Source organism: uncultured Campylobacter sp. (genome assembly GCF_938045465.1).
In the GTDB taxonomy this organism is placed as follows: Bacteria; Campylobacterota; Campylobacteria; order Campylobacterales; family Campylobacteraceae; genus Campylobacter_B.
This window is the reverse complement of the sequence record NZ_CALIBF010000197.1, coordinates 1-12,311: the sequence shown is the minus strand read 5'-3', so window position 1 is coordinate 12,311 and position 12,311 is coordinate 1. Positions and strand designations below refer to the sequence as shown.

Genomic DNA, 12,311 nt, shown 5'->3' with positions numbered 1-12,311 from the left:
AACAAATCCCGCCAAGCAATCTAACGCTTAGCGTCCAGATACGTATTTAGCGCCGCAACGTAGGCCTTTGCAGACGCCAGCATCGTATCTACGTCAAGCCCTCTACCGATAATGGCGCCCTCGCCCGCAAATTCCACCTTGACGGTTACTTTCGCCAGCGCGTCTTTGCCCTGCGAGACTGCTTTTACTTGATACTCCTTCAGGCTACCGCTGATGCCGCTAATGCGGTCTATCGCCTTAAATATCGCATCCACGCCGCCGTTTCCAAGCGCGCTGTCGCTTAAAATTTCATCCTTATACCTTAGCGTAAGCGCAGTGCTAGCGTGTCCTTTGTTGCAGCTATTGGAGCTTAAAACCAGCACTTCGTAGGTCTTCTCGGCCCCCACGAACTCGTCGTTTACGAGCTCTCTAATATCCTCGTCGAAAACGTCCTTTTTGCTATCGGCGAGCGCTTTAAATTTATTAAACGCAATCTCAATCTGCTCGTTACTAAGCTCATAGCCCAAAGATACCAGTTTATCCTTAAAGGCGTGGCGGCCGCTGTGTTTGCCCAACACGAGCGAGTTTTTATCAAGCCCGATATCCTCGGCGTGCATGATCTCGTAAGTTTCTTTGTGTTTTAACACGCCGTCTTGGTGGATACCGCTTTCATGCGCGAAGGCGTTTTTGCCCACGATCGCTTTATTAGGCTGCGGCTCGATGCCGGTGATGCTCGCGACTAGGCGGCTGGATGGATAAATTTCTTTCAAATTTATATCGGTATAAAGCGGCGCAAATTTATCCCTGCGCGTCTTGATCGCCATTACGATCTCCTCTAGCGCCGCGTTGCCCGCGCGCTCGCCGATACCGTTTATCGTACACTCGACCTGTCTGGCTCCTGCCAAGATAGCGGCTAAGGAATTTACGGTAGCCATTCCCAAGTCGTTGTGATTGTGCACCGAAACTACGGCGCGCCCGTCGATAAGCTTAACGATCTCGCCTATGCGCGCAGTGATCTCATCCGGATAGAGATAGCCCACCGTATCGGGGATATTTATGGTGGAGGCTCCTGCGTTTATCGCGGCGTCGCAGATCTCTTTTAAAAAACCCATATCGCTTCTGCACGCATCCTCGCAGCTAAACTCCACGTCATCGCATAGGCTTTTGGCGTATTGCACAGACTCTACGGCGCGCTTTATGACCTCTTGCGGCTGCATTTTAAGTTTAAATTCCATATGGATGGGGCTTGTGGCGATGAAGGTGTGGATGCGCCCGAGCTTTGCGCCCTTTATCGCTTCGCCCGCAGCCTTGATATCTTTTTCTAAAGCACGCGCAAGAGAGCATACGCGAGCCTTGCTAACGGCACCCGCGATCTTTTCTATCGCGTCAAAGTCCCCCGGGCTCGCCGCTGCAAAACCCGCCTCGATAACATCTACGCCCAGCTTTTCAAGCTGCAACGCAAGATGGATCTTCTCATCCGTATTCATCGACGCTCCGGGGCTTTGCTCGCCGTCACGAAGCGTCGTATCGAAGATTATGATTTTATTTTTGTCCATTACAAATCCTTTCAAATCGTTAAAATTTGGCGAAATTATAGCCGCGCAAGCTTAAAAACAATCGCGGCGATAAAACATATCTGAGATTATTTCGCCATTTCCTCGGGTTTGTCTTTTTTATGAAATTTAGCCGCGCTTAAATTTAAAGCTCCGCGAACTAAACCGTAAACTATATAAACCAAAGTGAGCACCGCCGGGAATTCCAGCCTGAAAAGATATAAAAGCGAGAAAAACACGACGATTAGAAGCACTAAAATTTTAATCGCATTGGGACGTTTTAGGCTGATCTTTTTAAAGCTTGGAAAGCGGATGTTGCTGACCATTAAAAACGATAGCACCGCCATTGCGATGATCAAAAATACGCCAAACCCTTTGGAGAGCTCATATTTTAGATAAATTCCGATCCAAAACGCCATCGTAATCGCTGCCGTTGGTATCGGTAGCCCGATAAAAACGCTAGGCTCGTAGGTTCCCGTAGTGACGTTGAATCGTGCCAGCCTGATCGCGCCGAAAACCACGTAAAGCGCAGCTACGAGCGAGCCGACCTTGCCGTAATCGTGCCCAACCGCGCAGTAAAACAGTAGCGCCGGCGCAACGCCGAAAGCCACTATATCCGCAAGGCTGTCGAATTCCACGCCGAATTTCGACGTCGCATGAGTTAGCCTCGCCACGCGGCCGTCGAGCCCGTCGCAGATCAAGGATAAAATGATATAAAAGATCGCGGCGCTGAAATTGCCTTTGATCGTAGAAATTATGCTGATGACCGCTAAAAATGCACTTGCCGCCGTGAAAAAATTCGGCAATATGTAGATTAATTTTCCCTTTTCCTCTTCCATCTCTTACTCTTTAAATTTTATTTTCGCACCGCTTTTCGTTCGGTGCCGCGGATCGCGCATAAAGCATTTTAGCGCGACCTTCTTAAAATTTAGCGCTAAGTTCCTACTCTGCGCGAGGCTTTAAATTTAAGCCTCGCTCTTTGCGCTTTCGATATCGTCGTTAGCGCCTAAATTTCGCACCAGACGGGTAGGCATACCGTTATCTTTTTCAAATTTAGAGATGATCTCCACGATCTGCTCGCCAGAGACCGTCTCCTTCTCATACAGCGCCTTTACCATCTCCTCGATCGCCGGAGCATAGGTCCTTAGCGTCTCTTTTACCGCCGCATAGCGCTCATCCAGCGTCTTGCGGACATATTCGTCGATCTTAACTGCTGTTACCTCGCTGTAATCCTTGATGCTTTGTCCGCCGTTTAGGAAGGAATACTGCTGCTTTTCTAGCACCGCAAGCCCGAGCGCATCGGTCATTCCGACCTGAGTAGCCATAAATTTAAGCATATCAGTAGCGCGCTGCAAATCGTTGCCCGCTCCGTCGGTAATCTCGCCCAAAAACACATCTTCCGCTGCGCGCCCCGCCAAAAACGTATCAATCTCGGCAAAAATTTCATGGCGCTGATGCAGATATCTATTTTCAAACGGAGAATTTAGCGTATATCCCGCAGCACTCAGTCCGCGCGGCACGATAGTTACTTTAGATACCGGCATCGCGCCTTTGGTAAGCTCGGCGATGAGCGCATGGCCGCTTTCGTGGTAGGCGACGATTCGCTTTTCGATCGGGCTTACGCGGCGCGATTTTTTAGCCAGTCCGATACCGACGCGTTCGATCGCTTCAAGTAGGTCTTTTTGCTCGACCTCCGCCTTTGCCTCGCGACCCGCTAAAAGCGCGGCTTCGTTGATGATGTTTGCAAGATCCGCTCCCGCAAAGCCTACGGTAAGTCGCGCGATCTCTTCGATATCGATATCACGAGCAAATTTAACGTCGCGCATATGCACCTTCAAAATCGCCATTCTGCCGTCAAAATCGGGTCTATCGACCAAAACCTGTCTATCGAATCTGCCCGGACGCAGAAGCGCCGCATCCAGCGTCTCCGGGCGGTTGGTAGCCGCAAGGACGATTACCGGGCTTGATTCAGAGCCAAAGCCGTCCATCTCGGCAAGCAGCTGATTTAACGTCTGCTCGCGCTCGTCGTTACCGCCGCCGATACCGCCTGCGGTTCTACTTTTGCCGATCGCGTCGATCTCGTCGATGAAAACGATCGCCGGAGCCTGCTTTTTAGCGTTATCAAATAGATCGCGCACCCTGCTAGCGCCCACGCCTACGAACATCTCGATGAAGCTGGAGCCCGATACCGAAAAAAACGGCACGTCGGCTTCGCCCGCGACCGCTTTGGCTAGCAGCGTCTTGCCCGTGCCTGGAGGTCCAACCAAAAGCACGCCCTTTGGAATTTTAGCTCCGAGGCTGATATATCGCTCGGGGTTTTTTAAGAAATCTACGATCTCCTTAACCTCCTCTTTTGCCTCTTCGACGCCCGCTACATCGCTAAATTTAACCTTCGGCTTTTCGGCGCTTACCAGGTTTTTGGAGCTTCCGATGCCGAGCATGCCGCCGCCCATATTGCGCTGCATGCGGTTGGCTAAAAACATCCAAATTCCAAAGAAAATTACAAGCGGCAAGACCCAGCTAAAGAGCAGATCGGTCAAAAAGTTGCTCTCATTATACGCGCCGTATGGAATTTTGCGCGATTCTAAAATTTGAACTAGCTCGGGATCATCCACGCGCTTGGCGGTGTAGATTACGTTGCCGACTTGAGCTTTAATCGTGGAGCTTCCGATGGAAACCATGCTTACTTGAGAGTTTTTGATTTGCGATTTTAGCTCGGAGTAAGTTACGTTTCTACTCTCGCCCGAAACGGAGCCCAGCACTCCGCCACTATCAAATCCGCCGCTTGGCGATATCGCTTTAAAGACGACTATCAAAATAAGCGCGAAAATAATAAAAACGCCGATCGGATTTTTATTGAAAAAATTGTTTCCGCCGCCGTTTTGAGGGGGTTGATTATTTGGGTTGTTATTCATATTTTCCTTTCATAAACGAAGCTAAGCCATTCGTTTTGCTTTTTCATCTGCACGAAATTTAAATCCGAAAAAGCTTGCTCTATCCTATCTTTATATTTTTCTAAAATTCCCGACAGCACGAGCTTGCCGCCAGGTTTTAGCGCTTTTTTCAGATCCGCGCTTAGGATCAAAATCACGTCGGCGATTATATTTGCGACGATTAGATCAAACTGCGGCTGCGCGCTTTTGCTTGAACTTTGCTCGCTCAAATTTGAAACGCTGCCGAGCCAAATTTTATCGATCTGCACGCCGTTTTTCTCGGCGTTTTGCTGCGTAGCCGCCACCGCCTGCTCATCGGTATCGCAAGCGCTTACTTTTGCACCCAGTTTTTTCATCGCGATACTTAAAATTCCGCTGCCGCAGCCCACGTCAAGCGCGCTCATGCCCGCGCGAGCAAGCTCGCTAAGCAGCGCCAGGCACATATTGGTGCTTTCGTGATGACCTGAACCGAACGCCAACGCAGGATCGATCAGCAGATCGATTAGCGCGGGATCTTGCGATCTTTCGCACCAGCTCGGACGGACGTAAAATTTACCGACCGCCACAGGCGCGACCCCTTTTTTGTATTCGTCTAGCCAATCTTTGTTTTGCTTTTTTGAAATTTCGATCTGCAGATCGGCGTCTAAATTGAGAGATCGCGCGAGCCCCTTTTTAAACTCTTCAAACGCAAATTTTAAATTTTGCAGATCCTCTTCATCGCGGATTATGAAACGCTCGCCGCGTTCTTCGACGCAGGCAACGCCGAGCTCAAACGCAAAGCTCTTGAAAAGCTCGTTTGCATTCGCGCTTTTTACGATCATCTCATAAAAAAAATCTTTCATAGCCTCACATCGCCTTTAAATTTTAAAATTTGCATATTACTAAAATTTAGTTCAAACTTTGCTTACGCTCGGGCGTTTTTATAGAGCCTCAAACGCCTTTTTAAGATCGAGCGTGCCCTCGTAATACGCCTTGCCGACGATAACGCCTGCGATGAGCTCTGCGTTTTTAAGTGCGATTATGTCGTTTATATCTTTAACGCCGCCGCTTGCGATAGTGTCGATACCACTAGCTTTCGCGATAGAGCGGCTAAATTCTACATTTACGCCGCTTAGCATACCGTCGTGCGATATGTCGGTGCAGATGATCGCGCAAACGCCCGCGTCCGCGTAGTCTTGCGCCAGATCGGTCGCTTTTACGCGGCTTAGCTCCACCCAGCCCTCGGTTGCTACGAGCCCCTCTTTTGCGTCTATGCCCACGACGATGCGGTAAAGCTTCGCCATCCCCCTTACGAAATCCGGGTTTTTAAGCGCCGCCGAGCCCAGGATAAATCTATCTACGCCCAAGCTCAAATACTCCTTTATGCGCGCTTCGTCGCGGATGCCGCCGCCCACTTCTACGCGCAGGCGCGTGCTTTTTACGATCCGCTCGATCGCTTTGAAATTTACCGCCTCGCCCGCAAACGCGCCGTCCAGATCAACCAGATGCAGCCACTTAGCGCCGAGATCTTCAAATTTTTTGGCTAGCTCACAGGGGTCTTTGGAATAAATTTTTGCGCTTTGCATCTCACCCTTGCTAAGGCGTACGGCGCATCCTTGTTTCAGATCAATCGCAGGGAAAATTTCCATCACAGCTCCGTAAAATTTTTAATGATTTTTATGCCCGCATCGTGGCTTTTTTCGGGATGCGGCTGAAAGGCAAATACGTTTTCGCGCCAGATCGCGCTTGTAAACTCATAGCCGTAAAACGTGGTCGCAAGCGTGATCTCGCGCGCGCAAAGGACGTGGTAGGAGTGCACGAAATACAGATACTCAAACTCGCTTAGGCCCCCGTTTATCGGCGAGCGCTTGATAAAATGCGCGCTGTTCCAGCCGACATGCGGGATCTTTAGGCTTTCGGCGCGGGCAAAATTTTGTCCGCAGCGCTCGCTAGGCTCTGCCCTGTCTGGATTAAATTCCGTCCCGCCCGGTCTAAATTTCATATCCTCGGACCCAGATTCCGCCCCCCGAATATTAAATTTCGTTTTGTCAAATTTCACGACGCGACCGGGTAGAATTCCAAGCCCGCTACGCGCGCCGAATTCTTCGCTTTGTTCAAACAGAAGCTGCATCCCTAGGCAGATGCCTAAAAAATATCTGCCGCTTGCGACGAACTCTTTAATCGCTTCGTCCATACCGCTTGCGCAAAGCCTATCCATCGCCTCGCCGAATGCGCCAACGCCCGGAAGCAGAGCTTTATCGCAGCTCAAAAGCTCCTCAGGGCTGCGCGCGAGAGTAAATTTAGCGCCGCAAAAACTAAGCGCGTTCATCACGCTTCGGATATTGCCCGCGCCGTAATCCACGATACCGATCAAGCCGTGCCCTTCATATCGTTTAATCGGTGCGAAAACTCGGGCACGATGCGCTTTAGCTTATCCGCAACCTGCGCGTCCTCACACTCCGAAAGCTCCTCGATCTGCGAGCTTAGCTCTTTCAGGTCGTATTTTGCGGAGTGGGTTACGAAGATTGATTGATACTTCGTGCTCTTGTCATTTTCGTCGATCAAAAGCTCCTCATAAAGCTTCTCGCCTGGGCGCAGACCGACAAATTTAATGCCAAGCTCCTCCTTGCCCGCAAGCTGCAGCATTCGCTTGGCAAGATCGGCGATCCTTACGGGCTCGCCCATATCCAGCACGAAAAGCTCGCCGCCCTGCGCGATAGAGGCGGCTTGAAGCACGAGCTGGCACGCCTCGCTAACGAGCATAAAATATCTCGTAATCTCGGGGTGCGTAACGGTAAGCGGCTCGTTCGCTTCGATCTGGCGTTTAAATTTAGGGATGACGCTGCCGCTTGAGCCGAGCACGTTTCCGAAGCGCACCGCGACGATCTGCGTGTCGCTTGCCGCGTCGTTGGAATTTAGCGCGTAAAGCTCGCAGATACGCTTCGTCGTGCCCATAATGTTCGTCGGTCGCACCGCCTTATCGGTCGAGATCAAAACGACCTTTTTCGCGCCGTATTTTTTGGACAGATCGATTACGTTTTTTGTGCCGATGACATTATTTTTGACCGCTAGATGCGGGTTAAACTCGCATAGCGGCACGTGCTTATACGCCGCTGCGTGCACGACTACTTCGGGATGAAATTCTGCAAAAACCTCCTCCAGCTCATGGCGATAAACGACGTTTATCATCTTTAACTCGTTGCGCGCATCCGCGCCGGTGGCTTCGTTAATCGAGTAGAGGTTAAACTCGCTGTGTTCGACCATGATAAGACGCTTTGCGCCAAATTTCAAGCATTGCTTACAAATTTCGCTTCCTATCGTGCCGCCCGCGCCCGTTACCAGCACGATCTTGTCTTTGATAAAATTTTCAATCGCCTTGGTGTCGAGGTCTTTGGGCTTGCGCGCGAGCAGATCCTCGATCGATACATCGCGGATCTTTTTGCTCTCATCCTCCAAAAGCGAAAAGAGCTTGATATCCTTTAGCCCGTACGCAAAAAGCTCGTCGTAGAGCTCCTTTAACTCGTCCGGATACAGCGCCAGCGCGATGATTGCGGTTTTGGCGCCGCTATCTTTGATCATCTGCGGAATTTCGCTCTTAGCCCTGACGACGTAGTTTTCGCAATACGTTCCCACAAGCTCTGCCCGTCCGTCCACGACACCCACGGGATAGTAGTTGATATATTTTTGCCGCATACCTTTTAGGACATGAAAGGTCTTGCTCGTAGCGCCCACGACGATGCAGGGCTCGTTATTCGTGATATTTTTCTTCTCGCTTAGAAACATCCGCTTTGAAATTCTAATCCCACCGATTAAAATAAACGAGATCGCTGCATCGATGATGATGACCGAGCGCGGGAAGGGGTTAAAAATTTTACTCGCTAGAAAGAATAGGATTAAAAAGGTAAGCGCCGCCATAACGTGCGCATAAAATAGCTTTCTCGCTTCATATAGGCCGAAAAATCTCCACGGAACTAAATAGATCCGCAAAAACCAAAAATAGAAAATTTTAATCGCAGTAAGGCTCGAGGCGCTAAGCAGCGCGCCTTTATAGAATTCGTTCGGTATATCTCCGCTAAATCGCAGCAAAAACGCAATGTAAACGGAGAGGATCGAGATAAAAATATCTCCTAGCAAAAAAAACGCGAAGCGGCTAAATTTAGTGGGTTTTAACAGCATCAGATGTTTTCTTTTACGATTTTTACGACGCGCTCGATCGTCTCGTCGCTCATATCGGTGCCGCTAGGCAGGCAAATTCCGCGCTCAAACATATCCTCGCTCGTGCCGTCAACTACGCTAAGCGCGCCTGCGAAGATGCTTTGCAAATGCATCGGCTTCCAAAGCGGACGAGATTCGATGTCGGCTTTGTTTAGAGCGTCGATAACCTTTAGATGAGCGCCCTTTTGCTTAAATAGTAGCGTGCTAAGCCATCTATTACCCTCGCCGCCTTCAACTTCGGGCATAAGCTCCACGTCGGCGCCTCTAAACAGATCCTTGTAAATTTTAAAAATTTCGCGCTTTCTCTTTACGCGCTGCGGCAAGACCTCCATCTGACCTACGCCGATAGCGCCTAAGACGTTGCTTAAGCGGTAGTTGTAGCCGTAGTCCTTGTGCTCGTAGTGAAGCAGCGGCTCGCGCGCCTGGGTGCTTAAAAATCTAGCCTTAGCCACTAGCCCCTCATCGTTTGAGATCAGCATTCCGCCGCCTGAGGTAGTGATGATTTTATTGCCGTTGAAACTTAGCGCGCCGCATTTTCCGATGCCGCCTAATGCCCTGCCTTTATAAAATCCGCCCAGCGCCTCTGCGGCATCCTCGATAACATCAATGCCTTCGTTCGCGCAAATTTCGCATATCTCATCCATCTTCGCAGCCTGTCCGTAAAGATGCGTGATTATGATCGCCTTTGGCTTTTTCGGCGATTTTTTGATCGCTTCTTTAAGCAGCTTCGGGCTTAAATTCCAACTCTCGTCGCTGTCTATCAGTACCGGCACGCAGCGCTCGTAAAATATCGGATTTAGCGACGCCATGAAGGTAAACGTGGAGCCAAGTACCACGTCACCGTCCTTTACGCCGCTGCAGCGAAGCGCTAGATGAAGCGCCGCCGTGCCTGCGTTTAGCGCCAGCGCGCCGCGCGTGCCAGTATAGGACTTCACTGCGTCTTCAAAGCGATTGACATATTCGCCCAAAGGCGCGATATAGTTGCTCTCAAATACCTTTTTTATATACTCAAGCTCATCGCCGCCCATATTCGGCGGGCTTAAAAATACTCTTGCCATCTCTATCCTTCCTTGATTTAAAATTTAACCTCGCGCATCGCAAGGCTAAATTTAGCTTTCGGCATTAAATTTAAATGCTCGGATTTTATCACTTTTAATGCTATAAATTTTAAATTCAGCCATTTTTTTTAATCACGCGAGCGGGCACGCCTACGGCTACGCTGTCGCTAGCTATGTCACGCACGACCGCAGCGCCCGCGCCGATGATGCAGCGCTGCCCGATACTTAGCCTCTGAATGACGCTAGCGCCGATGCCAATGTGCGAAAACGCCCCCACCTTCACGCCGCCCGCAAGCGCCGCGTTTGGGCTAATGTGCGCAAACTCGCCGATCTCGCACTCATGCTCGATCACGACGCCTGAATTGATTATCGCGCCGCGACCAATTTTAGCTCGCGCATTTATCACGGCGCCGGGCATTACGACCGCGCCCTCGCCGATAGCAGCGCTTGGGCTAACGATGGCGCTTTGATGAATTAGCGTCGCTATCTCAAAACCCGCGCGCGCTACCTTCTCTTGTATCTTTGCGCGGGTTTTATTATCGCCGATTGCGATTATTACGGGGTGTTTCGGCAGATCCTCGCTAAATTTAAGCCCCGCCGCGTCGTCTAAAAAAACGACCTCGCTAAATTTAGCCCCGCGCGCAGCTAGCGCGATGTCGGCAACCACTAGCCCGTGTCCGCTCGCGCCGTAAACGTAAATTTTAGTTGTGTCCATTAAATTTCTCCGTCGTCGCCATGCCCTCTTTATTCACGCCCTCTTTCGCAAGCACCTTTTTAATCGTCAAAAGCGCGATCTTAAGATCGAGCGCGAAGCTTAAATTTTGCGCGTAATACGTGTCGAACTCAAATTTTTTCTCCCAGCTGATCGCGTTGCGACCGTTTACCTGCGCAAGCCCCGTGATGCCCGGGCGCACGCTGTGCCTAAGGCGCTGCTGCGGCGAATAAAGCGGCAAGTATTCGATCAGTAAAGGGCGCGGTCCGATGAAGCTCATATCGCCCTTTAGCACGTTGAAAAGCTGCGGCAGCTCATCCAGGCTTAGCGCGCGGATCTTTTTGCCGTAATCGTTCAGCCGCGCTTCGTCGGGCAGAAGCTCGCCGTCAGCGCCGCGCTCGTCGCTCATCGTTTTAAATTTGTAAATTTTAAAAATTTGCTCATCAAACCCTGGGCGAGATTGCGTAAAAATCGTACTTTTGCTAATATGCTTGCGGATCAAAAACCACGTAAGCGCCATCACGGGCGAAACCAAAATAATCAAAATCAAAGCCGCCGTAAAATCGAGCGCGCGTTTTAAAAAGCCCCTATACATCGATGAATTTCCTATAAACCTCTAAATATTTTTCCGTGACGATCTTTTCGTCGTAATTTGCAAGCACCATCTCGCGTCCGTTTTGCCCGAGCCTCTCGCAAAGCGCAGCATCGTCCAATAAAATTTCGATCTTTCGCGCAAGATCACCCGCGTCGCGAGTGCGGCAAATTAAGCCGTTGATGCCATCTTGTACCGCCTCTACGCAGCCGCTACAGTCGCTTACCACGCAGGCTCGCGCCATGCTCATCGCCTCTAAAACCGTGCGCGGAAAGCCCTCCTTGTAGCTAGGAAGTGCCAGTAGGTAACTAGCCTTCAAAAGCTCTGGCACGTCGTTTCTGGCGCCTAGATAATGCACCGCACCGCTTTGCAAAAACGCAGGATCAGCGGTGCTTTTATTGCCCGCAAAACCCTCGCCCACAAAGACAAATTTTGCATCCGATCGATCTTTTAAAATTTCTGCTGCTTCGTAGAATTCTCTCACGCCCTTATGCCACATCGCGCGAGCTATCATCAGCACGATCTTTTTGCCGTGCAAATCCTCGCCCAGATCCGCTGCACTAACGATTTTGGGGTTGAACCTTTCAGCATCTACGCCTACACTTTTAATCCTTATGACCTTTTGCTTCGCAATAAGCCCGCGAGATAGCATATAATCGGGATCGGCATCGTTTACAAATACGCAAGCATCCGCCTGCGAAAATGAAAATTTATAAAGCTTCTCCAAAACCGCTCGCACGAACCTTGTTTTAATATCATCGTCGATATAAAAGCTGCCCAGCCCCTCGACTAAGTTTATTACATATTTTATACCCGCCTCTCGAGCCGCCAGTGTACCAAACACGTTTGATTTGTGCGCAGCTGTTTGCAGCAGGTCCAAATTTAGCCTCTTTAGCTCGCGCGCAAGGGCTTTGGTGTTGCTAAATACGGTAAACGGATTTAAGCTCGCTCGATCAAGATCGTAGGTTACGGCATTAAAATCGCGCGCTAAATCCTGCGTATAAGCGCCACGAGGGGCAATTGCAAAAACCTCGTGCCCGCGCTCTTTTAAAGCCTGCATTATCGGGCGGCGAAAGAAATGTAAGCTCATATCGGCATGGCTTAAAAACCCTATGCGAGCCATATGCTGCATTCCTTGCTTGGCGTTGCGAGATTAAATTTCATAAATTTCTCCTTAGATTGCGGCAAAATTTTATCTAGTGCTTTAATTTATAAACTTTCACAGCAGGGCTTAAGATCACAGGCTCAAATAGCTCGGGCCTATATCTTTCAAATACAAAAAGCTGAATG

The 12,311-nt window shown here is 50.0% G+C and carries 11 protein-coding genes; all 11 read right to left on the bottom strand.

What is annotated here, in order from left to right; all coding sequences use genetic code 11:
* Positions 1 to 20: 20 nt before the first annotated feature.
* Positions 21 to 1,535 (bottom strand): 2-isopropylmalate synthase, encoded by a 1,515-nt coding sequence (locus tag Q0413_RS09750; RefSeq protein ID WP_298989840.1) that lies wholly within the window; start codon positions 1,533 to 1,535, stop codon positions 21 to 23.
* A gap of 86 nt (positions 1,536 to 1,621) precedes the next feature.
* Positions 1,622 to 2,371, bottom strand: a complete 750-nt coding sequence (pssA, locus tag Q0413_RS09745) for a CDP-diacylglycerol--serine O-phosphatidyltransferase (RefSeq protein WP_298989835.1) — start codon at positions 2,369 to 2,371, stop codon at positions 1,622 to 1,624.
* 126 nt (positions 2,372 to 2,497) lie between these two features.
* Complete coding sequence (ftsH, locus tag Q0413_RS09740; protein WP_298989833.1) at positions 2,498 to 4,447, bottom strand: ATP-dependent zinc metalloprotease FtsH; 1,950 nt, start codon at positions 4,445 to 4,447, stop codon at positions 2,498 to 2,500.
* Positions 4,444 to 5,307, bottom strand: coding sequence for a 50S ribosomal protein L11 methyltransferase (locus Q0413_RS09735; RefSeq protein ID WP_298989831.1), 864 nt, complete (start codon positions 5,305 to 5,307; stop codon positions 4,444 to 4,446). Before Q0413_RS09735 ends, ftsH begins: the two co-directional genes overlap by 4 nt.
* A 78-nt stretch (positions 5,308 to 5,385) precedes the next feature.
* Positions 5,386 to 6,093, bottom strand: a complete 708-nt coding sequence (hisA, locus tag Q0413_RS09730; protein WP_298989829.1) for a 1-(5-phosphoribosyl)-5-[(5-phosphoribosylamino)methylideneamino]imidazole-4-carboxamide isomerase — start codon at positions 6,091 to 6,093, stop codon at positions 5,386 to 5,388.
* Entirely contained in the window at positions 6,093 to 6,818 is a 726-nt protein-coding gene (hisH, locus tag Q0413_RS09725) for an imidazole glycerol phosphate synthase subunit HisH (protein ID WP_298989827.1), read from the bottom strand. Before hisH ends, hisA begins: the two co-directional genes overlap by 1 nt.
* Entirely contained in the window at positions 6,815 to 8,620 is a 1,806-nt protein-coding gene (locus Q0413_RS09720) for a nucleoside-diphosphate sugar epimerase/dehydratase (RefSeq protein ID WP_298989825.1), read from the bottom strand. Before Q0413_RS09720 ends, hisH begins: the two co-directional genes overlap by 4 nt.
* Positions 8,620 to 9,717 carry a UDP-N-acetylbacillosamine transaminase gene (pglE, locus tag Q0413_RS09715; RefSeq protein WP_298989823.1) on the bottom strand — a complete coding sequence of 366 codons (1,098 nt, stop codon included), beginning with the start codon at positions 9,715 to 9,717 and terminating at the stop codon, positions 8,620 to 8,622. Before pglE ends, Q0413_RS09720 begins: the two co-directional genes overlap by 1 nt.
* A gap of 115 nt (positions 9,718 to 9,832) precedes the next feature.
* A complete protein-coding gene (gene pglD, locus Q0413_RS09710) occupies positions 9,833 to 10,432 on the bottom strand; it encodes a UDP-N-acetylbacillosamine N-acetyltransferase (RefSeq protein WP_298989821.1) in 600 nt (199 codons plus the stop codon).
* Entirely contained in the window at positions 10,419 to 11,024 is a 606-nt protein-coding gene (pglC, locus tag Q0413_RS09705; protein WP_298989818.1) for an undecaprenyl phosphate N,N'-diacetylbacillosamine 1-phosphate transferase, read from the bottom strand. The genes pglD and pglC overlap by 14 nt, the downstream gene beginning before the upstream one ends.
* Positions 11,017 to 12,144: a glycosyltransferase family 4 protein gene (locus tag Q0413_RS09700; RefSeq protein ID WP_298989907.1), complete on the bottom strand. Its 1,128-nt coding sequence runs from the start codon at positions 12,142 to 12,144 to the stop codon at positions 11,017 to 11,019. The genes pglC and Q0413_RS09700 overlap by 8 nt, the downstream gene beginning before the upstream one ends.
* Between the last annotated feature and the right edge of the window lie 167 nt (positions 12,145 to 12,311).

Excerpts from the sequence above, each read along its gene's own strand:
- pssA (WP_298989835.1), bottom strand. The coding sequence starts at position 2,371 with ATGGAAGAGGAAAAGGGAAAATTAATCTACATATTGCCGAATTTTTTC.
- Q0413_RS09720 (WP_298989825.1), bottom strand. The coding sequence starts at position 8,620 with ATGCTGTTAAAACCCACTAAATTTAGCCGCTTCGCGTTTTTTTTGCTA.
- Q0413_RS09700 (WP_298989907.1), bottom strand. The coding sequence starts at position 12,144 with ATGGCTCGCATAGGGTTTTTAAGCCATGCCGATATGAGCTTACATTTC.
- pglD (WP_298989821.1), bottom strand. The coding sequence starts at position 10,432 with ATGGACACAACTAAAATTTACGTTTACGGCGCGAGCGGACACGGGCTA.
- pglC (WP_298989818.1), bottom strand. The coding sequence starts at position 11,024 with ATGTATAGGGGCTTTTTAAAACGCGCGCTCGATTTTACGGCGGCTTTG.
- hisA (WP_298989829.1), bottom strand. The coding sequence starts at position 6,093 with ATGGAAATTTTCCCTGCGATTGATCTGAAACAAGGATGCGCCGTACGC.
- Q0413_RS09735 (WP_298989831.1), bottom strand. The coding sequence starts at position 5,307 with ATGAAAGATTTTTTTTATGAGATGATCGTAAAAAGCGCGAATGCAAAC.
- Q0413_RS09750 (WP_298989840.1), bottom strand. The coding sequence starts at position 1,535 with ATGGACAAAAATAAAATCATAATCTTCGATACGACGCTTCGTGACGGC.
- pglE (WP_298989823.1), bottom strand. The coding sequence starts at position 9,717 with ATGGCAAGAGTATTTTTAAGCCCGCCGAATATGGGCGGCGATGAGCTT.
- ftsH (WP_298989833.1), bottom strand. The coding sequence starts at position 4,447 with ATGAATAACAACCCAAATAATCAACCCCCTCAAAACGGCGGCGGAAAC.